General features: G+C 71.2%; 19 protein-coding genes and 1 riboswitch. Of the genes, 11 read left to right on the top strand and 8 right to left on the bottom strand.

Annotation, left to right across the window (positions count from 1 at the left end; genetic code table 11):
- Positions 1-152: 152 nt before the first annotated feature.
- Positions 153-1328, bottom strand: coding sequence for an N-acetylglucosamine-6-phosphate deacetylase (gene nagA, locus BLR33_RS15730; RefSeq protein WP_093785070.1), 1176 nt, complete (start codon positions 1326-1328; stop codon positions 153-155).
- Entirely contained in the window at positions 1328-2260 is a 933-nt protein-coding gene (locus BLR33_RS15725; RefSeq protein WP_093785069.1) for an ROK family protein, read from the bottom strand. Before BLR33_RS15725 ends, nagA begins: the two co-directional genes overlap by 1 nt.
- 418 nt (positions 2261-2678) lie before the next feature.
- Between BLR33_RS15725 and BLR33_RS15720 the strand changes: the two genes are divergently transcribed.
- The 3 genes from BLR33_RS15720 to otsB all read left to right on the top strand — a co-directional run bounded on the left by BLR33_RS15720 (position 2679) and on the right by otsB (position 5862).
- The gene (locus BLR33_RS15720; protein WP_245771425.1) at positions 2679-3953 is read left to right on the top strand and encodes an ABC transporter substrate-binding protein; all 1275 of its coding nucleotides are present in this window, start codon (positions 2679-2681) and stop codon (positions 3951-3953) included.
- Positions 3913-4524 (top strand): DUF3263 domain-containing protein, encoded by a 612-nt coding sequence (locus BLR33_RS36950; RefSeq protein ID WP_093785067.1) that lies wholly within the window; start codon positions 3913-3915, stop codon positions 4522-4524. The genes BLR33_RS15720 and BLR33_RS36950 overlap by 41 nt, the downstream gene beginning before the upstream one ends.
- Before the next feature lie 498 nt (positions 4525-5022).
- Positions 5023-5862, top strand: coding sequence for a trehalose-phosphatase (otsB, locus tag BLR33_RS15710; protein WP_093785066.1), 840 nt, complete (start codon positions 5023-5025; stop codon positions 5860-5862).
- 240 nt (positions 5863-6102) lie between these two features.
- On the opposite strand, the gene BLR33_RS15705 is transcribed toward otsB, so the two are convergent.
- Positions 6103-6576 carry a GNAT family N-acetyltransferase gene (locus BLR33_RS15705; protein ID WP_093785065.1) on the bottom strand — a complete coding sequence of 158 codons (474 nt, stop codon included), beginning with the start codon at positions 6574-6576 and terminating at the stop codon, positions 6103-6105.
- Positions 6577-6685: 109 nt separating this feature from the next.
- Here BLR33_RS15705 and BLR33_RS15700 point away from each other — a divergent pair, with 109 nt between their 5' ends.
- On the top strand, positions 6686-7990 hold the full coding sequence (locus BLR33_RS15700; RefSeq protein ID WP_143031699.1) for an SMI1/KNR4 family protein: 1305 nt from the start codon (positions 6686-6688) through the stop codon (positions 7988-7990).
- A 21-nt stretch (positions 7991-8011) separates the two neighbouring features.
- Here BLR33_RS15700 and BLR33_RS15695 read toward each other — a convergent pair whose 3' ends face one another.
- Together BLR33_RS15695 and BLR33_RS15690 are read right to left on the bottom strand one after the other, a co-directional pair.
- On the bottom strand, positions 8012-9424 hold the full coding sequence (locus BLR33_RS15695; RefSeq protein ID WP_093785063.1) for an alpha,alpha-trehalose-phosphate synthase (UDP-forming): 1413 nt from the start codon (positions 9422-9424) through the stop codon (positions 8012-8014).
- A 215-nt stretch (positions 9425-9639) separates the two neighbouring features.
- Positions 9640-10605, bottom strand: a complete 966-nt coding sequence (locus tag BLR33_RS15690) for a glucosyl-3-phosphoglycerate synthase (protein WP_093785062.1) — start codon at positions 10603-10605, stop codon at positions 9640-9642.
- Between the two features lie 194 nt (positions 10606-10799).
- A riboswitch (SAM riboswitch) is annotated at positions 10800-10933 on the top strand.
- Positions 10934-10951: 18 nt separating this feature from the next.
- Between BLR33_RS15690 and thrC the strand changes: the two genes are divergently transcribed.
- From thrC to BLR33_RS15665, 5 genes are all read left to right on the top strand, one after another.
- Complete coding sequence (gene thrC, locus BLR33_RS15685; protein WP_093785061.1) at positions 10952-12289, top strand: threonine synthase; 1338 nt, start codon at positions 10952-10954, stop codon at positions 12287-12289.
- Positions 12286-12561, top strand: coding sequence for a ubiquitin-like small modifier protein 1 (locus BLR33_RS15680; protein ID WP_093785060.1), 276 nt, complete (start codon positions 12286-12288; stop codon positions 12559-12561). Before thrC ends, BLR33_RS15680 begins: the two co-directional genes overlap by 4 nt.
- A 432-nt stretch (positions 12562-12993) precedes the next feature.
- A complete protein-coding gene (locus tag BLR33_RS15675; RefSeq protein WP_009339379.1) occupies positions 12994-13197 on the top strand; it encodes a cold-shock protein in 204 nt (67 codons plus the stop codon).
- A gap of 407 nt (positions 13198-13604) precedes the next feature.
- Positions 13605-15227 carry a chaperonin GroEL gene (gene groL, locus BLR33_RS15670; protein ID WP_093785059.1) on the top strand — a complete coding sequence of 541 codons (1623 nt, stop codon included), beginning with the start codon at positions 13605-13607 and terminating at the stop codon, positions 15225-15227.
- A gap of 257 nt (positions 15228-15484) precedes the next feature.
- Positions 15485-15796 (top strand): putative quinol monooxygenase, encoded by a 312-nt coding sequence (locus BLR33_RS15665; RefSeq protein ID WP_093785058.1) that lies wholly within the window; start codon positions 15485-15487, stop codon positions 15794-15796.
- Positions 15797-15957: 161 nt separating this feature from the next.
- On the opposite strand, the gene BLR33_RS15660 is transcribed toward BLR33_RS15665, so the two are convergent.
- On the bottom strand, positions 15958-16854 hold the full coding sequence (locus BLR33_RS15660; RefSeq protein WP_093785057.1) for a YhjD/YihY/BrkB family envelope integrity protein: 897 nt from the start codon (positions 16852-16854) through the stop codon (positions 15958-15960).
- 257 nt (positions 16855-17111) lie between these two features.
- On the opposite strand from BLR33_RS15660, the gene BLR33_RS15655 reads away from it, so the two are divergent.
- Positions 17112-17990 carry a helix-turn-helix domain-containing protein gene (locus BLR33_RS15655; protein WP_093785056.1) on the top strand — a complete coding sequence of 293 codons (879 nt, stop codon included), beginning with the start codon at positions 17112-17114 and terminating at the stop codon, positions 17988-17990.
- Complete coding sequence (locus BLR33_RS15650) at positions 17950-18240, top strand: DUF397 domain-containing protein (RefSeq protein WP_093785055.1); 291 nt, start codon at positions 17950-17952, stop codon at positions 18238-18240. Before BLR33_RS15655 ends, BLR33_RS15650 begins: the two co-directional genes overlap by 41 nt.
- 57 nt (positions 18241-18297) lie before the next feature.
- On the opposite strand, the gene BLR33_RS15645 is transcribed toward BLR33_RS15650, so the two are convergent.
- Both BLR33_RS15645 and BLR33_RS15640 read right to left on the bottom strand, forming a co-directional pair.
- Entirely contained in the window at positions 18298-20280 is a 1983-nt protein-coding gene (locus BLR33_RS15645) for a phosphocholine-specific phospholipase C (RefSeq protein ID WP_093785054.1), read from the bottom strand.
- A gap of 31 nt (positions 20281-20311) precedes the next feature.
- Positions 20312-22087 carry an endonuclease/exonuclease/phosphatase family protein gene (locus BLR33_RS15640; protein ID WP_107408886.1) on the bottom strand — a complete coding sequence of 592 codons (1776 nt, stop codon included), beginning with the start codon at positions 22085-22087 and terminating at the stop codon, positions 20312-20314.
- Positions 22088-22114: the final 27 nt, after the last annotated feature.

Genomic DNA, 22114 nt, shown 5'->3' with positions numbered 1-22114 from the left:
TGATTCTGGCAAACCGGCGGCCGGTCGGCCCAGGGCCGACCGGCCGCCTTTACGCACCCGTTGAACATGCAACCGGTTTCCGCACCCCGCCGACGACCGGCAACGCGGCCGCGGGTACCCCCCGAAGGCAGGGTCAGCGTGCCGGACGCCCCCTACGCCGGCCGCACCACCCACTCGCCCTTGCGCATCACGCCCACCACCTCGTAGTCCCCGTCCAGCACCACCAGGTCCGCGTCCTTGCCCGGTTCCAGCGAGCCGATCCGGTCCGACAGGCCCAGCAGCCGCGCAGGGTTGGCCGAGATCGCCTGCACGGCGTCCGGCAGCGCGATCCCGTCGAGCGTGACGGCCCGCTTGAACGCGGTGTCCAGGGTGAGCGTGGAGCCGGCGATCGAGCCGCCCTCCACCAGGCGCGCCACGCCCTGGCGGACCTCGACCTTCAGCGGCCCGAGGTCGTAGAGCCCGTCGCCGAAGCCGGCCGCGTCCATCGCGTCGGTGATCAGCGCGACCCGCGCCGGGCCCGCGCTGCCGAAGGCGAGTTCGAGGACGGAGGGGTGCAGGTGGGTGCCGTCGTTGATGAGTTCGACGGTGACCCGCTCGTCCTCCAGCAGCGCGGCGATCGGGCCCGGCTCGCGGTGCTGCAGCGGCGGCATCGCGTTGAACAGGTGGGTCGCGACGGTCGCCCCCGCGTCGATCGCCTCCACCGTCTGCTCGTACGTCGCGTCCGTGTGCCCGACGGCCGCGATGACGCCGAGGTCGGCCAGCAGCCGTACCGAGTCGATGCCGCCGGGCAGTTCGGCGGCGAGCGTGACCATGCGGGCGGCCCCGCGCGCGGCCGCCACGAGGGCGCGCACGTCGGCCGGGTCGGGGTGGCGCAGCAGCGACTCGTCGTGCGCGCCCTTGCGGCAAGGCGAGATGAAGGGCCCCTCGAAGTGGATGCCCGCCAGGTCGCCCTGCTCGACCAGCTCCGAGAGCAGCGCGGCCTGCTTGGCGAGGAAGTCCAGGGACTCGGTGACGGTGGAGGCCACCAGGGTGGTGGTCCCGTGCGCGCGGTGGGTGCGCACGGCCGTGAGCACGTCCTCGGCGGTGCCGGAGGTGAAGGAGGCGCCGCCGCCGCCGTGGTTGTGCAGGTCCACGAAGCCGGGGACGATCGTGCAGCCCTGCCCCGCCAGGTCGTGCGTGGCCTGCTCGGCCTGCTCGTTCGGGGCGATCCGGGTGCCGTCGACCGTGATCCGGCCGCCCTCCACCACACCGGACGGCAGTACCACCCGGGCGCCGGTCAGCACCGTGCGCTGCGTGGTGGTTGTCGATGTCGTCGTCACGGGGGCCATCAGGCCGATACCTCCACGGAGATCAGGTCCCAGGCGAGCAGGCCCGCGCCCAGGCAGCCGGCGGTGTCCCCGAGTGCGGCGGGGACGATGAGCGGGAGTTTCTGAAAGGTGATGCGCTCCTCCACGGCCGCCCGCAGCGGTCCGAAGAGGGTGTCGCCGGCCTCGGCGAGGCCGCCGCCGACGATGAGCATCCGGGGGTCGAGCAGGGTGAGACCGGTGACCAGGCCGTCGGCGAGGGCCTCCACGGCCTCGCGCCAGACCGCTGCCGCCGCCGGGTCGCCGGCCGCCACCGCCCGCGCGCACCCGGCCGCGTCGGCGTCCGGGTCGCCGCTCGCCCGCGCCCAGCTGCGGGAGACCGCGCCGGCCGAGGCGTACGCCTCCAGACAGCCGTGCTGCCCGCAGCCGCACGCGCGGCCGCCGGGGCGGACCACGATGTGGCCGATCTCGCCCGCGTAGCCGTGCGCGCCGGCCTCGATCCGGCCGTCGATGCCGATGGCGCCGGCGATGCCGGTGCCCAGCGGCAGGAAGAGGAAGCGGTCGGCGCCGTTGCCCGCGCCGAGCCGGCCCTCGGCCAGGCCGCCGCTGCGCACGTCGTGCCCGAGGGCCACCGGGATGCCGCCCAGCCGCTCGGAGACCAGGTCGCGCAAGGGGAGGTCGGTCCAGTGGAGGTTCGCCGAGTAGACGGCGATGCCGCCCGCCTCGTCCACGATGCCGGGCACCGCGACACCGGCCGCGGCGGCGCCGGTGCCGTACGCCCGCTCGCCGTGCGCGTACAGCTCGGCGGCGAAGTCGAGGATCGCGGTGACCACGGCCTCGGCGCCGCGCTCGCGGTGGGTGGGGCGGCGCGCCTGGTGCAGCAGCGTGCCGTCCGCGCCGACCAGCGCCGCTTTCATCCCGGTGCCGCCCACGTCGAGGGCGATGACATGTCTCACGGGGACAGTGTCGCTTCTTACCCCGCGAAAGGTCTAGTCCACTCCCCAGGGAGATCGCCGTGCCGCAGGCGCCACAGGAGGCGGCGGGCGCCTCGCGGGTGCGCGGGAAGGCCGTACGGGGGGGCACTTCCGCTCGCGGTCGTGCGCGCGCGGCGGGGTGCGGTCGGCGGGGCGCCGGCCGGGGCGCTCGCGCAGCGGGGGAGGACCCGTCGGCAAGCGGAATTCACTCATGGTGTAGACCTTGGCTAACGATATGGGGAAGACTCGTCCCTTCGGCGGCGAACCCCGAGATCATCTGATCGGCACACCGGAGGCGGCCCCGTTCGGGCGATGCCGGTGGCGATCCGGGTGTTCCCCGGTCAATAACGGTCATTTCCAAGGGTGGTAGGGAACAGTGCAGCGGCGACGACTTCTCGGCATGGCGGCCGGCCTCACTTCCGCGCTCGCGCTGACCTCGGTCAGCGCCTGCGGCGGCAGCTCACCGCTGAGCAAGGACGTCACGATCCACATGATCGCCGCCGACTACGGCGACCCCAAGACGGACAACAGCTCCCTGGGGTACTGGAACGACATCGTGCGCGCCTTCGAGAAGGACAACCCGCACATCACCGTCGACATCCAGGTGGTCGACTGGACGCACGTGGACGACAAGGTCGCCGCACTGGTCAAGCAGGGCAACCCGCCGGACATCGCGCAGATCGGCTCGTACGCCCAGTACGCCGCCGCCGGCCAGCTCTACAGCGCCGACGAGCTGTTCACGGTGAGCGAGGAGGCCGACTTCATCCCCTCGCTCGCCCAGGCCGGCTCGGTGGACCGCACCCAGTACGGCATCCCGTGGGTGTCCAGCTCCCGGATGTTCTTCTACAACAAGAAGCTCTTCGAGAACGCCGGCATCACCAAGGCGCCCGAGACGTGGGCGCAGTTGGCGACCGACGCGAAGCTGCTCAAGGACAACGGGGTCAAGGTCCCCTACGGCCTGCCGCTCGGGCCGGAGGAGGCGCAGGCGGAGTCCCTGATGTGGATGCTCGGGGCGAGCGCGTCCGCCGGTACCGGCGGCTTCACCGACTCGGTCGGCAACTACAACTTCGACAACTCGGCGAACGTCGAGGCGTTCGACTGGGTGAAGAAGAACCTGGTGGACGCGAAGCTGGTGGGTCCGAAGGACCCGGCGGTCACCAACCGCCAGGACGTCTTCGACGACTTCCTCGCCGGTGACGCCGGCATGATCAACGGTCACCCGACGCTGCTCGCGCAGGCGAAGGCGAAGGGGATCGACGTGGGGGTGGCGCCGCTGCCCGGGCAGGACGGGCCCGACCCCGACACGCTCGGCGTCGCCGACTGGATGATGGCGTTCAACCACAACAAGAACCGGGACGCGGACGGGAAGTTCCTGCAGTTCGTGTACCAGGAGAAGAACACGGTCAAGTTCCTCGACGAGTACGGGCTGCTGCCGGTGACGACGTCGGCGTCGAACGCGATGCTCGCGGACCCCAAGGACAAGGACCTCGTCCAGTTCCTGAACCTGCTGCCCGAGGCGGTCTTCTACCCGGTCAACAAGACGTCCTGGACGCCGGTGAGCGACCGGGTCAAGAAGGTGATCGGCAAGGCGGTGCACGAGGACCCGAAGTCCGTACTCTCGGATCTGCAGATCTATGCCGAGCAGCAGGACCAGTCCAAGCCGGCGTCTTCGTAGCGAGCAGAAGGGTTTCCCGCGTCCGGTGACTCCCCCCGCCCCCCCGCCCCACCCTTCCGCCACCCCCGGCGGCCCCCCGGCCGACCCGTCGCCCAACGCCGCGGACCCCGGCGGGGCTTCGGTCGGGGTTGAGCTTGAGGGTGCCGTGCCCGGCGGGGCTTCGGGCGGGGTTGGGCTTGAGGGTGCCCCGGCGGGCGGGAGTTCGGGCGAGGTTGAGCCTGAGGGTGCCGTGCCCGGCGGGGCTTTGGGCGGGGTTGAGGCTGAGGGTGCCGTGCTCGGCGGGAGTTCGGGTGAGGTGTCGCCCGAGGGGATCCCTGCGGGGGAGAGTTCGGGCGAGGGGGAGGAGAGTGGGCTCTCCGAGCTGGACTTGGCGGTGCTGGACATCGCGGGACGGAACTGGTTGGGGCCGGGGCCGCGGGATCGTGCGATCCGTGAGCGTCTGGGGATGTCCCCGACGGCGTACTTCCAGCACTTGAACGTTCTCCTCGACGATCCGCGCGCCCTCCGCCACGCCCCTGTCACGGTCAACCGCTGGCGCGCCACCCGCTCCCGCCACGCCTCCACTCGCTGAGCGCTTCCGCTTGTACGGTGCGGCACCCCGCCGTTTGGGTTCCTGTCTCGTCGCCGACAGCCGCGCCGATGTGGCTGGTCGCGCAGTTCCCCGCGCCCCTGAAAACCCTGCCCTTCGCGCGAACGGCAAGGCCGTACAACCCAGGGGCGCTGGGGGTACCTCCCAGGCGAAGCTCTGGGGGAGGAACGGCGCGCCCAGCAGGCCACCGGCCTGCGGCCGGGGACGCGGAGAAGCTCTTACGGCGGGTTGCCGTTGTTTGGGGGCGCGGGGAACTGCTCCCCCGGAGGGGGGACCCCCACAAGCCACCGACCGGCCTGGCGGCCGGGGACGGCGGGGATGGGGCAGCTCCGTAGCCGAGGGGCGCTGGGGGTACCCCCAGGCGAAGCTCTGGGGGAGGAACTGCGCGACAAGCCATCGACCGGCCTGCGGCCGGGAACGCGGGGGACCCCGTCGGTGGGGGGCCGTACTCGCGCACCGGCGGAGCCGTACGCTCGGGGCATGGCCATCCCCACACCTCAGACGGCAGTCGGCAAGGCCGCGCTGGAAGCGATCCTGGCCCGCCCGGAAAAAGCGGTCCTCGCCCTCGATTTCGACGGCACGCTCGCCCCGATCGTCCCCGACCCCGAGCAGGCCCGCGCGGACCCGGGCGCGGCCCCGGCCCTGGCCGCGCTCGCCCCCCGCCTGGCCGCCGCAGCGATCATCACCGGCCGCCCGGCCGAAGTGGCCGTCCGCTACGGGGGCTTCGACGGTGTCGAGGGCCTGGAACACCTCACCGTCCTGGGCCAGTACGGAGCCGAACGCTGGGACGCCCGCACCGGCGAGGTGCACTCGCCCGGCCCCCACGAGGGCGTGACCGCGGCCCGTACCGAACTCCCCGCGCTGCTCGAACGGTTGGGGCCCTGGGAGGGTACGTGGATCGAGGAGAAGGGCGGACGGGCCGTCGCGGTCCACACCCGCCGTACGAATGACCCGGACGGCATCCTCGAAGCGCTGCGGCAGCCGCTCGCCGACCTCGCCGCCGCGCACGGCCTCGTGGTCGAACCGGGGCGCTACGTCCTGGAGTTGCGGCCGCCGGGGATCGACAAGGGGGTGGCCCTGGAGGCGTTCCTCCGTGAGAAGGGGGCGGAGTCCGTTCTCTACGCGGGCGACGACCTCGGCGACCTCGCCGCTTTCGCCACGGTCACCCGCCTGCGCAAGGAGGGCATCCCGGGCCTGTGCGTAGCCGCGGCGGGCACGGCGGAAGCCCCGCCGGAGCTTGCGGCTGCCGCCGACCTCACGGTCCCCGGCCCCGCGGGCGTAGTGGCCCTCCTCGCCTCCCTGGCCGCAGCCATGCGCTAGTACGGTGCGGATCCTCGCCGCGGGGGTTCCCGTACGCCGCCGGGTGCCGCATCGATTCGGCTGTTCGCGCAGTTCCTCGCGCCCCTGAAAACCTTGCCCTTCGGCGCAAAGCGAGCCCCGTACCACCCAGGGGCGCTGGGGGTACCCCCAGGCGAAGCTCTGGGGGCGGAACTGCTCCCCCCCAGAGCCCAAGCCGGCCTGCGGCCGGGGACGCGCGGAACCCCCACGGCGGGAGGCCGGCTAGCCGAGGCGGAGGAGGGTTTCTTCGATGTCGGTGCCCCGGGCGGCCGCGTAGGAGACCTCCGTACCGGTCGGCGTGAACCCGGCCTTCCGCAGGACCGTGAGCGAAGCGAGGTTGTCGCTGGCGGCGCGGGCGTGCAGCGGCCGTGTCCCGACCACCCCGAGGAACAGCGCGAGCGCCCGGCTCGCGACCCCGCGCCCCCAGACCGAACGGTCGAGCCAGTACGTGATCTCGGTCTCGCCGTCCACCACGAAGCTCGCAATGCTGCCGACCAGCCGCCCCTCGCAGGTCACCGCCCGCAGCGTCCCGTCCCGAGCGGCCCTCACCTTCGCCATGTGGGCGTCGAAGGCCGCACGGTCGTCGGGGTCCTCGGCAGTGAAAGCGGCCATCCGCACCGCCTCGGGGTCCCGCATCATGTCGAACAGACCGTCGAGATCGCCGTCCTCGACCGCCCGCAACGCCACCTCTCCCACCGCAGCTCCCCGTCCCCCTCGACCACCGGAGCCGCAACGTACCACCACCCCCCGACACCGCCGGCCCGCGAGCCGGAGCCGTGTCGGTGGGGTGTGGTGGGGTGGGGGGATGGAGATGCCCTGGGGTGCTGTCAGCGCGGGTGGATGGGAGCCGTTCCTGCGGTTGTGGAGTGAGGAGTGGGTGCGGGCCCACGATCACGAGCCCGAGGCGGGCCGGCCGTTGGAACCCGAGGTGCGCCGCAGGCAGTGGCTCGGGTTCGAGCCCGCCACCGCGGAACAACTCGCGGCCGCGGAGGCGCGGCTCGGCCGCACTTTGCCCCCTTCCCTGCGGACGTTCCTGGAGGTGACCAACGGCTGGCGCGACGCCGGCTGCTTCATCTACGAACTCGCCGGCACCGAAACCCTGGAATGGCTCGCCGACACCCCGGACGCGCACTGGATCACGGCGTACGCCTGGGCGGACGAGGACCCGGCCGAGGGCGAAGCCGGCCTGCTGCGCCGTTCGCTGCGGCTCTCGCTGAGCGGCGACGTCGCCGTGATGTTCCTCGACCCCGACGACGTGGACGACCGCGGTGAGTGGGCCGCGTACTGGCTCTCCTCCTGGTCCGGCGAGGGCCCGCGCCGCTTCGGCTCCTTCGCCGCGCTCCTCTACGACCAGTACGCCTCCTTCCACGCGCTGCGCCGCCCCCCGGGGGCCACCCGGGACCACTGGGACGCGACTGTGGAAACCGCCCGGCTCGCCGCACTCGACGGCGAGGTCGCGAACGCCCTCACCCTCCTTGAGGAGGCGCAGCGCTTCGGCCGCCCCCGCGCGGGCCTGCTCCGCGCCCAACTCCTCGGTATGCGCGGCCGGTGGTACGAAGCGCGCGTCGGCGACCTCGTCCACCCGCGCAACGCGGTCGACGGTCTCTTCGAAAGCCCGCTGTTCACTGAGGAGTTGCTGCCGCTGATCTGCTTCGAGGAGCGCCTGCCGAACTCCACGGGGAACCGGGGGCTGCGGGCGCTTCGCCGGTTGGGGCCGCCGCAGATCAACGAGTTGGCGGACGCATATCTCGACGGTTCCCGGCAACCCACCTTCGGCAACCCCGAGTTCGACACGGCGGTACGCCGCATCCTCGACCGCCTTCTCGCCGAACCGGCCTTTCAGGTACCTGAGCCCGAGCCGGTTTCCGACGCGGTGGTGGTACGGAGGTCGTCAGGCATCAAGGGTGCCGGGGCGCCCCTGTCCCCGTTCGAGCGTCAGCGCGCAGCGCGCGAGGAGCAGAAGCGGCTCGCCGCCGCCGCGTGGCCCGACCTGGCGGCCGCCCTCGAACTCTGGCGCCCCCGCACCGCCGACCATGTGGCACCGATCGCCCTCTACAGTCACCCCGTCCTGGCAACCCTCCTCCAGCACGGTCCCTCGCGCACAAAGTGAGGCCCGTACAAGCCGGAGCGGCTAGCTCAATGCGGTGAGTTGGTCGAGGAACCAGCGGGAGGGGGGGAGGGAGGTCGCGGCGAAAGCGAGGCGCTTCGTGCGTTCGGCCCGCTCCGCCTCTGGCAGGGTGAGTGCCGTGTTGAGGGCCGCGGCCGTGCCGCGGACGTCGTACGGGTTGACGACGATCGCCTCGTCGCCCAGCTCCTCGAACGCGCCCGCCTCGCGGGAGAGCACCAGGGCCACCCCGTGGTCGGAGACGACGGGGACCTCCTTGGCGACGAGGTTCATCCCGTCCCGGATCGGGTTGACCAGAGCGACGTCGGCCAGCCGGTACGCCGCGAGCGAGCGCGCGAAATCGTCATCCACCTTGAGGATCACCGGCGTCCACCCCGGCGTGCCGAACTCCGCGTTGATCGCCTCGGCGACCCGCGAGACCTCCGCGGTGTACTCGCGGTAGGACGCGAGGTCCTGCCGCGAGGGGTACGCGAAAGCGACGTGCACGACCCGCTCGCGCCACCCCGGGTGCTCCAGCAGCAGCCGCCGGTACGCCAGTAGCCCCCGCACGATGTTCTTCGACAGCTCGGTGCGGTCCACCCGCACGATCAGCCGCCGGCCCGGCCCCGCCTCGGCCCGCAGCGCCGCCATCCGCTCCTCGACGTCCGGCCGCCCGGCCCGCTCCCGCAGGAAGTCCGCGTCGGCGCCGAGTCCGTGCACGCCCAGCCGGGTGGTGCGGCCGCCGTGCGTGACCGCGGTGCCGTCGGGGGAGACCTCCGCGCCGAGCACGTCGGCGCAGCACGCGGCGAAGGCGGCGGCCCAGCGGCGGGTGAGGAAGGCGGCGCGGTCGCTGCCGAGGATGCCTTCGAGGAGCTGGGCGGAGATGTCGTCGGGGAGCAGCCGGAAGTAGTCCGGCGGCGCCCACGGGGTGTGCGAGAAGTGGCCGATGCGCAGGTCGGGGCGGTGGGCGCGGAGCAGCGCAGGGACCAGGGCGAGGTGATAGTCCTGCACGAGGACCGCGGCGCCGGGCGCGGCCTCCTCGGCGAGCGCGTCGGCGAAGGCGCGGTTGTAGGTGGCGTACGAGGCCCACTGGGCGCGGAAGTCCTCGTCGAAGGAGGGCTCGAACGGGGTCTGGTAGAGCATGTGGTGGACGAACCACAGCACGGAGTTCGCGATGTCGTTGTAGGCCGCGTGGAAGACGGCGGGGTCGACGGCGATCATGCGGGTGCCGGGTTCGGCGGTGCCGCGGCGGACGGCCTCGCGGTCGCCGTCCGACAGGGCCGCGCAGACCCAGACGGCGCCGGCGTCCGGGCCGATCGCGCTCAATCCGGAGACGACGCCGCCACCGCCTCTGCGGCTGGTCAGCTCGCCGTCCGCGCCCAGCGTGTACGAGACGGGGCCGCGGTTGGAAGCGACCAGGACACGTGCGTCACCCGACATACCCGAACCATTAGCCTCGCGGCACGCCCCCCAAACGTGCGCTACCTCACTGTGAGCCGGGCGGCTCCGCCGGTGCGGGGGCGGCTCCCCGCCGTTCGGGTTGCCCGCCGTTGCCGCCTGCAGGGCTCCTCTGGCTGGTCGCGCAGTTCCCCGCGCCCCTGAAAACCTTGCCCTTGTGCGCAAGGCGAGCCCCCGTACCACCCCGGGGGAACCCCTCAGGCGGCGCGGCGGGCCGCGTATTCGGGGATGGTGACCGCCGGGGGGCGTTCGGCTGTGTCGACGGGGTACGTCGTGGGGGCGAAGCCGGCTGCCGCTCGGGCGAATTGGGTGAGGTGGGGGCGGACCAGGTGGGCGCGGGACAGGCGCAGCTGGGCCGTGCGGTAGATCGCCGCGGCCATGCGGCCCAGCGCCTGGTCCGGCTGGTGCCGGTGGTGCCGTACCCCGACATCGACCTGGCCGAGTGCGGAGAGCCCCACCGCGTCCAGCGCGTCGATGAGCATCGCCAGCTCCACCCCGTACCCGGTCGGAAAGGGGAGCCGTTCCAGCAGGGAGCGCCGGGCGGCGTACTCCCCGCCGAGCGGCTGGACGAAGCCGGCCAGCTGCGGCCAGTGCAGGTTGAGCAGCGGGCGCGCCACCAGCTCCGTCACCCGACCGCCGCCGGCCGGATGCACCGCGTCCCCGGCTTCCAGCGGCCGGTCGTACATCGCCTTGACCAGCCGCACATCCGGCTCGGTGAGCAGCGGCCCGACGACCCCGGAGACGAAGACGGGGTCGAACTCGCGCAGATCGGCGTCCACGAAGCAGACGATCTCGCCGCTGGTGACGAAGAGGGACCGCCACAGCACCTCGCCCTTGCCGGGCAGCGCCGGCAGCCGCGGCAGCACGTCGTCGCGCCGTACCACCCGCGCCCCGGCCAGCTCGGCGACCCGCGCGGTGCGATCGGTGGAGCCGGAGTCCACCACGACCAGCTCGTCCACCAGCGGAGCGTCCGGCCCCATCAGCTCGCGCCGGATCGCGGCCACGATGTCGCCGACGGTCGCCTCCTCGTCCAGCGCCGGCAGCACCACGCTCACCGTGCCCTGCGCCCCGGCGGCCCGCTTGGCGGCGAGCAGGTCGTCCAGGCTGCGGTCCGCGGCCGACCACGAACGGCTGCGCAGCCAGTGCTCCACCTCGTCGAGCACAGGTGTCCTCTCCCTTGGCGCGCCCGCTGCGAGCAGCAGCGATCCGCGTGTGATCCGTCTCGCGTTCCGGACGGCCTCTCTCCACCGTCTCGTATGTCGGTTACAGTCTTGAACAACGCGTGAGCCGACCGCATGCCGGGGGCCCACCGCGGGACAAACGCATCGGCAGCCCGTCCGCGGGCCCGGCGCCATACCGCTCATCCAGAGGGGCAGAGGGAACGGCCCGTTGAAGCCCCGGCAACCCTCCCGCCGACCGCGAGGTCAACGCACGGTGGGGAAGGTGCCAATTCCGTCTCGTGGCGCGCCCGCGTCACGAGGAAGATGAGGAGAAAGGGCCTCGCCTGTCATGGCTGCGCAAGTGACCGCCGCAAGTACCACGACCCCCGCGTCCACCCCGTCGAGCAGCGCCTCCGGTCCGGCCGCGGAACCCGAGCTCCCGCCCTTCGGCCCCGCCGCCGCCCTCTCCTGTCGCGAGTGCGGTACCCGCTACCCGCTCAGCCCCGTCTTCGCCTGCCTGGAGTGTTTCGGGCCGCTCGAAGTGGCCTACGACCTGCCGACCGGCGACCCCGAGGCCCTGCGCAAGCAGATCGAGTCCGGCCCGACCAGCATCTGGCGCTACGCCCCGCTGCTTCCGGTGCCCGCCGACGTGGCCACCAAGCCGAACCTGCACCCGGGCTGGACCAAGCTCGTCAAGGCCGACAACCTCGCCCGTGAGCTGGGCATCACCGGCGGCCTGCACGTCAAGGACGACACCGGCAACCCGACGCACTCCTTCAAGGACCGGGTCGTCGCCATCGCCCTGGAGGCCGCCCGCACCTTCGGCCTGACCACCCTGTCCTGCTCCTCCACCGGCAACCTGGCCGGCGCGGTCGGCGCCGCGGCCGCCCGCGCGGGCTTCCGTTCCTGCGTGTTCATCCCGCACGACCTGGAGGCCGGCAAGGTCGTCATGGCCGCGGTCTACGGCGGCGAGCTGGTCGCGATCGAGGGTTCGTACGACGACGTGAACCGCTTCTGCTCGGAGCTGATCGGCGACCCGATCGGCGAGGGCTGGGGCTTCGTCAACGTGAACCTGCGGCCGTACTACGGCGAGGGCTCCAAGACGCTGGCCTACGAGATCGCCGAGCAGCTGGGCTGGCGGCTGCCGGACAACCTGGTCATCCCGATCGCCTCGGGCTCGCAGCTCACCAAGATCGACAAGGGGCTGCGCGAGCTGATCAAGCTCGGCCTGGTCGAGGACAAGCCGTACAAGATCTACGGGGCCCAGGCCGAGGGGTGCTCGCCGGTGTCGGCGGCCTTCAAGGCCGGGCACGACGTGGTGCGGCCGGTCAAGCCCGACACCATCGCCAAGTCGCTCGCGATCGGGAACCCGGCGGACGGGCCCTACGTGCTGGACATCGCCCGGCGCACCGGCGGCGCGGTGGAGGACGTGACCGACGAGCAGGTGGTCGAGGCGATCAAGCTGCTCGCCAGGACCGAGGGGATCTTCGCCGAGACCGCGGGCGGGGTGACCGTCGGCGTGCTGAAGAAGCTGATCGAGACCGGGCAGCTGGACCCCACCGAGGAGACCGTCGTGCTCAACACGGGCGACGGCCTGAAGACTTTGGACGCGGTGGCGCCGACGACCGGCCCGACCGCGACCATCCGCCCCACCCTTGCCGCGTTCCGAGAGGCTGGCCTCGCATGAGTGCTTCCGTCCGTATCCCCACCATTCTCCGCACCTACACCGGCGGCCAGGCCGAGGTGCCGGCCGACGGTTCCACGCTGGCGGAAGTCCTCGAATCCCTGGAGCGCAACCACACGGGTATTTCCGCGCGGGTGCTGGACGACACCGGAAAGCTGCGGCGATTCGTGAATGTGTATGTGAACGACGACGACGTCCGGTTCTCCGAGGGGTTGGCGACGGCGGTGCCGGACGGTGCCAGCGTCTCGATCATTCCCGCGGTGGCCGGCGGCTGAAACGCCGGTCGGCGGGTTCTCACGGTTTGTGCCCCGTTCACCCTTTGGGGTGGATGGGGCACGCGCGTGTCCGGGCGGTAGTTGAAAGGTTGTACAGTTGCGCGCACATGATCGTGCGCGACGCGACCTCGGCGATTTATCGCCAAATTCACGAACGAATTGCGGTGTTGGTCCGGTATGCCCGGTCCGTATTGTCCCGCCTTATCGTTTTTTCCCTGGTTATATACGATGCTTCCGGCCCAGATTTCTCGTCCGAATGACCTGTTGCACAGGGCGTTCGGGCAGATACATTCAGCCGCGGTCGACGCGTTCCGGCGCACGCCCCCCAGGGACCCCACCTGCCTGCCGGTAAGGGGTGCTCGGGCGGGTGAGGTCTGACCCGGACCCGTGAAGTGCGGGGCCGCGATAGGGCCAGCAATAGGGGAGTTAGGAATGGCTCAGGGCACCGTCAAGTGGTTCAACGCGGAGAAGGGCTACGGCTTCATCGCGGTCGACGGTGGTGCGGATGTCTTCGTCCACTACAGCGCGATCCAGATGGACGGGTACCGCACCCTCGAGGAAGGCCAGCGAGTCGAGTTCGAGATCTCGCAGGGTCAGAAGGGCCCGCAGGCGGACATGGTCCGTCTCGCAGGCTGAAGTCCCGGCGCGTTCGGCCATCGACGCGACCAGTTTTGCTCCACTCTGCAAGGAGCCGCACCTCCCGAGGTGCGGCTCCTTTGCGTACTCCCGCGTGAGTCTTCGGGTGGGCCGTGACACCCAGGGGCGCGGGGGGTACCCCCAGCGCCCCTTGAGGTGTCACGCCTGGCCGCCGCGCCCAGCGGCATCCGGCCCCGTAAGCACGGGCGCAGCCCGAAGCGCTTGCACTCGTAGGGGGAGAGTGCTAATCATTGGCATTAGCACTCTACGAGCGAGAGTGACAGTCAGGGTCGGGTCGGTGAGGTCCGAGCGGGTGCCGGGAAGGAACCGGCGGCCCTCGTGCCGTCCGTCGCGGGCACCACCTGGTCCCGAGCGCACACAATCAAGTCCGCGGAGGACACTTCACCATGGCCAAGATCATCGCGTTCGACGAGGAGGCACGGCGCGGCCTTGAGCGCGGGATGAACCAGCTCGCCGACGCCGTCAAGGTCACTCTCGGCCCCAAGGGCCGCAACGTCGTGCTCGAGAAGAAGTGGGGCGCCCCCACGATCACCAACGATGGTGTCTCCATCGCCAAGGAGATCGAGCTGGAGGACCCGTACGAGAAGATCGGCGCCGAGCTGGTCAAGGAAGTCGCCAAGAAGACCGACGACGTCGCCGGTGACGGTACGACGACCGCGACCGTCCTCGCCCAGGCCCTGGTCAAGGAGGGCCTGCGCAACGTGGCCGCCGGCGCCAACCCGATGGCGCTCAAGCGCGGCATCGAGAAGGCCGTGGAGGCCGTCTCCGCCGCCCTGCTGGAGCAGGCCAAGGACGTGGAGACCAAGGAGCAGATCGCCTCCACCGCCTCCATCTCCGCCGCCGACACCCAGATCGGCGAGCTGATCGCCGAGGCCATGGACAAGGTCGGCAAGGAAGGCGTCATCACCGTCGAGGAGTCGCAGACCTTCGGGCTCGAGCTGGAGCTCACCGAGGGCATGCGCTTCGACAAGGGCTTCATCTCCGCCTACTTCGCCACCGACCTGGAGCGGATGGAGGCGTCGCTCGACGACCCGTACATCCTGATCGTCAACTCCAAGGTCTCCGCGGTGAAGGACCTGCTCCCGCTGCTGGAGAAGGTCATGCAGTCCGGCAAGCCGCTGCTGATCATCGCCGAGGACGTCGAGGGCGAGGCCCTGTCCACCCTGGTGGTCAACAAGATCCGCGGCACCTTCAAGTCGGTCGCGGTCAAGGCCCCCGGCTTCGGTGACCGCCGCAAGGCCATGCTCGGCGACATCGCCATCCTCACCGGCGGCACGGTCATCTCCGAGGAGGTCGGCCTGAAGCTGGAGAACGCGGGCCTGGACCTGCTGGGCCGCGCCCGCAAGGTCGTCATCACCAAGGACGAGACCACGATCGTGGACGGCGCCGGCGAGGCCGACCAGGTCGCCGGCCGGGTCAACCAGATCCGCGCCGAGATCGAGAACAGCGACTCGGACTACGACCGCGAGAAGCTGCAGGAGCGGCTGGCGAAGCTGGCCGGCGGCGTGGCCGTCATCAAGGCCGGTGCCGCGACCGAGGTCGAGCTCAAGGAGCGCAAGCACCGCATCGAGGACGCCGTGCGCAACGCGAAGGCGGCCGTCGAGGAGGGCATCGTCGCCGGTGGTGGCGTGGCCCTGCTGCAGGCCACCTCGGTGTTCGAGAAGCTGGAGCTGGAGGGCGACGAGGCGACCGGCGCCGCCGCCGTCAAGATCGCGCTGGAGGCCCCGCTCAAGCAGATTGCGGTCAACGCCGGCCTCGAGGGCGGCGTCGTGGTGGAGAAGGTGCGCAACCTGACCCCCGGCCACGGCCTGAACGCCGCGACGGGCGAGTACGTCGACCTGGTCGCCGAGGGCATCATCGACCCGGCGAAGGTCACCCGCTCCGCGCTGCAGAACGCCGCCTCGATCGCGGCGCTCTTCCTCACCACGGAGGCGGTCATCGCCGACAAGCCCGAGAAGGCCGCCCCCGCGGCCCCGGGTGGCATGCCCGGCGGAGACATGGACTTCTGAGAAGCCCGCTCTCCACGCACGAACGGTGCCCCGTTTCCCTCCCGGGAGGCGGGGCACCGCCGCGTCCGCCCGAGGGGTCCCTGCGCGTGGGTGGGATCGTCGCCGAAGGCGATGCCCAGTTCGGCGGTCAGGGCTTCGGCGAGTCGGACGGCCTGGGCTCGGTCGATGGGGCAGCCGAATCCAGCCCACCCCGCTCCTCCGCACCCGTGCGAGGATCACCCCGGAACCCGAAGCCGCAGCACGACCGGGAGACACACATGGACAAGATCGGCTACTACGTGAAGTTCCGCGCGCGGACAGGACAGCGCGACGCCCTGGTCAAGATCCTCCTGCAGGCCGCAGAACTCACCCAGGACGCCCCCGGGTGCGAGCTGTACATCGTCAACACCACCCCCAGCGAGGACGACGTCGTGTGGGTCACCGAAATCTGGTCCAGCGCAGCCGACCACACGGCCTCACTGTCCGCGCCCGGAGCCAAGGAACTCATCGGACAAGCCCTCCCGCTGCTGGCAGGACCACCCGAGCGGATCGACCTCCACCCCACCGGAGGAGTCGGCCTGCACACCTGAAAACCGGGCAACGATCACCTCATTGCCGCGCAGATCGAGGCCGCGGTGTCTCCCGCCGGCGAACTCGGTCAGTCGGAGATCGCATTCTGTGACCAGCACGGCCCCCACCCGGATCGGTGCTCAGATGGTGGGGCGTGAGAAGGGCCACTCCGGGGAGCGGGCTATTCCGTGGTGCCGCCGCTGCCGTCGGAGCGCCAGTGGAGGACGGCGGGCTCCTCGGTGGGGACCTCGAACCAACCCTCGGGCTGCTGGGGGCGGGGGATCTCGGCGCCCACCCGCAGGATGCGGCTGTCGCGGATGTGGCGGCCGACCAGCGCGCCGCCGAAGACCACGAAGCCGACGCCGACGAGCCAGCTCTCCACCGTGAGCACTGTGCCCACCGGCCCGTACGCGCCCGCGTTCGACAGCATCAGCCGGGCGAAGAACAGGTGCGAGAAGATCCGCAGCCCCGCCAGGCCCAGCATCGTGCAGACCGCCCCCGGCAGCGCCGTGCGGAAACTCACGCCCCCGTAGAGCAGGAACTGCTGGCCCCACGCGAAGAAGGCCACCCCGAGCAGGAATGTGAGCACGATCCGCAGCAGCGTCCGCGACTCCCCGCTGCCGAGCACCGCCGCGCTCTGCGACTCGCAGAACAGGTAGCCCGTCATCACGGCCAGCCACACCGTCCGCCGCCAGTCGCGGTGCCACGGCCCCGCCGGCAGGTCCCAGATCTTGCGGTAGCCGGTCTCCACGCTCGCCGCGAACGACAGCCCGAAGTACGCCACCGACGCCAGGCTCCACGCGCTCGTCGCGCTCAGCACGTTGCGCGGCGCCGCGAACAGGCTGCGCACCTCGTGCGCCCCGTTCGGGCTCAACCCCATGCCGTCCACGACCCATTGGGCGAAGCCCGGCCGGTTCTCCCACGGCGTCGCCGCGGCCACCACGACCAGCAACGGCATCAACGTGACGAAGCCCAGCGCGGCGAAACCCATCGAACGGTGCATCAACTCGATATGGGCCGCCTGCTTCGAGAAGCGTCCGATCGCGGACCGCTTCCAGGCGCCCTTCAGCCCGGCCATGGAGTCACCTTCCCCCAGCGTTACCGCTGTGGATACCGGGCCGGGTCCCCGACGCGCAACTCGATCGCGGCGTCCTGCACTTACACCCCGGCGGAACGGACCACCAGCCTATTCACCGTCAGCCGCCAACGCAGCAGGGATAGGTGGGTCCCGTGGGTTCGGGTTTCCTTGAACACCTGCACCGAACGCAATTCACTCGCTACTGTCGGTGCGGAAGGCTCGCAAAACGGCTCTGGTGAGGCACGGAGGAGACCCCCATGGCGAACATCCGCAAGTTCAACGGCAAGAAGCTGGACCCCTCGCTCTCCACGCGGGCGATGTACGGCGCCGAGATGCGCTACCAACGCGAGAAGGCCGGCTTGAGCCAGGCGGAGCTTGCCGCGCTGCTCTACGTGACGCCGTCCTTCATCGCGAACCTGGAGACGGGGCGCCGCCGCATCCACCCCGACATGGCCAAGATGCTCGACCGGGTGCTGAAGACAGACGGCTTCTTCCTACGGAACGTGGAAGCGGGCCGCGCCACGCCGTATCCCGAACACTTCGCCGACGTGGCCGAGTTGGAGACGGTCGCGACGGAGATCCGTGAGTGGGAGCTGTCGCTGGTGCCGGGGCTTCTGCAGACGGAGGCGTACGCGCTGGCGCTGATCCGCGCGTACGACCCGCTGCTGTCGGAGGAGTTGGTGCGGGTCCGACTGAATGCAAGGCTGATTCGCGCGGGCGTCTTCGACAGCGCCACGAGTCCGATGTACTGGGCTGTGCTGGACGAGTGCGTGCTGCGCCGTCCTGTCGGAGGCATGGCCGCCATGGCTGAACAGTTGCGCCACGTGGCGGCGATGATCCGGCGCAACCGGGCTCTCGTGCAGGTGCTGCCCCTCAACGTGGGTGCTCATGCAGGTCTGCACGGCTCGTTGCGGCTGATGGAATTCGAGAACGATGCCCCTATGGCCTACCTGGCGGGTCTCGGCACGGGCAAGATCGAAGACGATCCGGCCACCGTCAGGCGATACAAGCTGGCATACGATCTTCTCGGAGCGGCGGCACTGTCGCCGGAAGCTTCTTTGACGCTCATCGAAGCGGTAGCCGAGGAGTACGAGCATGGAGCCCAATTCGAGCCTGCGGGTGATCGCTTGGCGTAAGAGCAGCTACAGCGGCGGCGATGGCGGCAATTGCGTCGAGGCCAGCGACAGCCTGACGTCGGCTAGCTGGCGCAAGAGCACGTACAGCGACGGTAGTGGCGGCAACTGCGTCGAGATGGCCGACAACCTGCCCGACGTCATCCCCGTACGGGACAGCAAGGACCCCCACGGGCCCGCCCTGGCCTTCTCGCGGGACGCGTGGACCTCGTTCGTCGGAGCCGTCGCCCGTGGGGAGTTCCCCGGCGCTTGAGCCGACGGCGCCCGCCCGGGCGGCTGGTGAGGTCGCCCGGACGAGACGCGGTGCCGATCAGACGGGGTGGACCGTGCCGGCGTAGCGGCGGGTGAACCGCGTGCCCGTGGCCGCCGTGACGCTCACGTCGTAACGGCCCTGCCGCGTCGGCCAGTTCACGGTCGTCCGCGAGCGCGGGGCCACCTGGACCGTACGGGACTCGTCGCCGAAGTCGTTGGCGGTGAGCGCGAAGGTCGCGGCGGTGTCGCCGTCGTTGACCAACCGCAGGTCCACCGAGGCGTGTTCGGCATGCCCATCGGCCCGCAGCGCGGCCGTCACGGTGGGCAGGGCCACGTCCGTCTGGCCCTCGGGTACGACCGTGCCGGAGAAGCGGCCGACGAAACCGTCCGCGCCGTACACCGAGAAGTCGTACCGCCCGTCCGTCTCCGAGGCTTCCCACACGTAGGTGCGGGTGCTCTTCGGCTGGACGAGGAACGGCGTGCCCGTGAACGGCTTGATCACATTGGGCAGCACGGTGAACACGTAAGCAGCCGTGCCGTCGTTGGTGAGCGTGCAGGTGACCTTGCCGGTGGCGCGGTCCACGGTGACGTCGGCCCACGGGCGGTAGGGCAGGGCGCGGTGCGGGCGCTCGCCGGGCTCCTGGGACGGCATGGACTGCTTGCCGTCCGCGGGGGCCTGGACGGCCGGCAGGCTGTGCTGGGCGGTGGCGCGGGCCTTCAGCTCGTCGGTGTCGGGCATCCTGGGGATGCTGTAGTCGGGGCGGGTGAAGTCGAAGCAGGTGGTGAGGTCGCCGCAGACGCTGCGGCGCCACCGCGAGATGTTCGGCTCCTGCACGCCGGTGACGCGCTCCAGGAACCGCAGCACCGAAGTGTGGTCGAACACCTGGGAGTTGACCCAGCCGCCGCGCGACCAGGGCGAGCAGACCCACAGCGGCACCCGGCTGCCCAGCCCGATCGGCTGGCCGCCCACGAACTCCTCTGGTGTGCCCGGCTCGGGGTACGGCGGGATCACGTGGTCGAAGAAGCCGTCGTTCTCGTCGTACATCACCAGGAAGACGGTGTTCTTCCACACCTCGGGGTTCGACATCAGCGACTGCAGGGCCTTGTTGACCCACCAGGCGCCCCAGTCCGGGCCCGCGCTCGGGTGCTCGCAGTAGTTGAAGGGGGCGACCAGCCAGGAGACGGTGGGCAGTTCGCCGCTCTTGCAGTCGGCGTCGAAGGCCGTCAGGTCGTACTTCGTCATCGCGTTGATGTGCAGCGGCGAGTCCGCGGGGGCCTTCGCGAACTGCTGGAAGTAGGAGAGGGCGTTGTCGTCGTAGTCGCCGTTCTCGTTGTCCGATCCGTCCGGGTTGTGGTAGACGCGCCAGCTGATCCCGGCGTCCTGGAGCCGCTCGGCGTAGGTCGTCCAGTCGCCGACCGGGTTCTCGGTGACGATGGAGTTGTCCGTGAAGGGGCCCGTCGTGCCGTCCTTGCCGGGGCCGGGCGTGCCCGTCCACAGGTAGAGGCGGTTGGGGTCGGTCGGGCCGTTCAGCGAGGTGAAGTAGCTGTCGCAGACGGTGAAGGCGTCGGCCATGGCGTACTGGAACGGGATGTCGTCCCGGGTGAAGTACCCCATCGTCAGGCGGCCCTTGGCTGCCACCCACTGGTTCTGGGCGCCGTTGTTGACCGCCTGGTGGCCCGAGGCCCAGCCGTGGTCGAGGCCGCCGAAGTCCTGGGCGCGGAAGGTGGTGGTGTCGAAGCGGAAGGGCAGCGAATAGCCCTCCGCGCGGCCGGTGTCGGGCTGGGCGAACACGCTGGTGCCGTCGGGGAATTCGACGCCCTGCTTGTCGTCGAAGCCGCGCACGCCGTCGAGGGTGCCGAGGTAGTGGTCGAAGCTGCGGTTCTCCTGCATGAGGATCACGACGTGCCGGACGTCCTTGATCGAACCGTGCTTCTTGTCCGCGGCGTCGGCCTCGGGGGTGAGGCCGGGGAGCCCTGCGGCGGCGGTGGCCGCACCGGCGGCTGCGGCGCCGACGAAGGTGCGGCGGGATATGGGGGTCATGCGGGGTCCTTCTGTCTCGTGTGGTGCGGGCTCAGTGAGCCGGGCGCAGGGTGAAGGTGGCGACGGCGGCCGCGTGGTCGGAGGGCCAGCCGTTGCCACTGGTGTCCGGGACGGGCTGGGGCCAGCCGGTGGTGAGGGTGTGGGCCTCCACGAGCGTCAGCGGGCCCGCGAACTGGACCTGGTCGATGCGGTCCTGGGGCTCGGGGGTGCCGTCCTGCTGCTGCGTGCGGACCGGGGACCACGTGGTGCCGGGGGTCTTCGCCGGGTCCGGGTGCGCCGCGCGGAAGGCGTCGATCAGGCCGGCCTTCTCCAGCAGTTCGGTGACCGGCCACGCAACCGGGCCCAGGCCGAAGTGGCTTGAGGCCGTGGCGCGGGTCCAGTCCAGGTGCGAGGGGGAGGCGAGGCCGGCGGCGAGGATCACGGGGGTGGGGGAGGCGAGGTCCTTGCGCAGGGCGCCGGTGAGGGCCTGGGCCTGGGCGTAGCGGGTGGTCGCCTTCTCGGCGGCGACCAACTGGGCGGCGCTGGGGTGCTTCTGGGCCGCGTACGGGCCGTAGTCGGCCTCGTCGAGCTGGACGGCCCAGATCCGTACGGCCGCCGCGCCCTTGCCGTTCTTGGCGTCCTTGCCGCTCTTGCCCGCTTCGGTGCCGCCCGGCAGCTGCAAGGTCGCGGCCAGGGCGGGGAGTCGGTCGGTCGGCTCGGTGATGTCGGTGAGCGGGAAGCGGCTGACCAGGGCGAGGCTGCCGGCGGTCTGGTGGGCGTACCAGCCGAGGGCGTCGGCGAGTTGCTGCCCGACGGTGCCCTGCGTCTCCTGGAGCGCGAGGACGTCCAGGTTCTGGGTGAGGGTGAGGCGGAGCAGCTTCTCCAGCGGGCCGTCCACGTGGGTGGCGGCGTCCCAGAGGTTGAGGCTCGCCACCTTCAGGGGGCCCTCGATCGCGTCCTTCGCGGTGCGGACCGGGACGTCCAAGGTGATGGTGTCCTTGGCGCCGGTGCTGTCGGTGACGGCTGCGACGAGCCGGCCGGGGTCCTTCGGCGGGTGGGCCGGGGCCTTCACGGTGACGGTGCCCTTGGCGTCCACGGTGAGCCAGCCGTCCCCGGCCGTCTTCGCGAAGGCGGGGGTGCCGGGCTTGTTGCCGTCGGGCCGTATCCACAGCTTCGCGAGGTCGACGGTCGCCGTCTGCCCGGCCTCGGCCGGGGCCGTGAGGGCGTCCACGGCCGCGTGCGGCGGCACCACCGGGGTGAAGCCGAAGGGCTGGGTCCTCGCGAGGATCGGGTAGAGGTCGTCGTAGAGCAGGTAGGCGGTGTAGGGGCCGCCGGTCAGGCCCGAGGTGTCGAGCGTGAGGGTGCCCGCTGCCGCCGCCGAGTAGGCCCACACCAGCGAGCTGCCGGTGCCCGGTTGGCGGTCGCCGTCGTAGATCCCGATCCAGTTCTTGGCGTTGGGCACGCCGGTCTTCCAGGTGAAGCTCAGCTTCTCGCCCGCGCGGGGATGGGGGTCGCTGACGCTCAGGCCGGCGGCGGCGTCCGTGAAGGTGAGCGGGGCCGCCCGGGCGAGGATCTCGTTCCCGTCGTCGTAGAGCAGATAAGCGGCGTACGGGCCGCCGGCGAGCTTCGAGGTGTCCAGGGTGGTGGTGCCCTGCGACGCGTTCGTGACGTACGTCCACACCCAACTGCTGCCGTTCCCGGGCGAGCCGGCGGGTCCGTACACGCCGATCCAGTTCTTCCCGCTGGGCCTTTGCGTGGCCCAGGAGAAGGTGACCTTGTCCCCTGCTTTCGGGTCGGCGGGTGAGGTGAGGGTGAGCGAGTCGGCCATGTGGTGCGCCTCTTTGCTGGGTTCGCT

The sequence above is a fragment of the Actinacidiphila guanduensis genome (assembly GCF_900103985.1).
Lineage (GTDB): Bacteria > Actinomycetota > Actinomycetes > Streptomycetales > Streptomycetaceae > Actinacidiphila > Actinacidiphila guanduensis.
The sequence above is the reverse complement of the archived record's forward strand: the minus strand, read 5'-3'. Positions and strand labels throughout refer to the sequence as shown.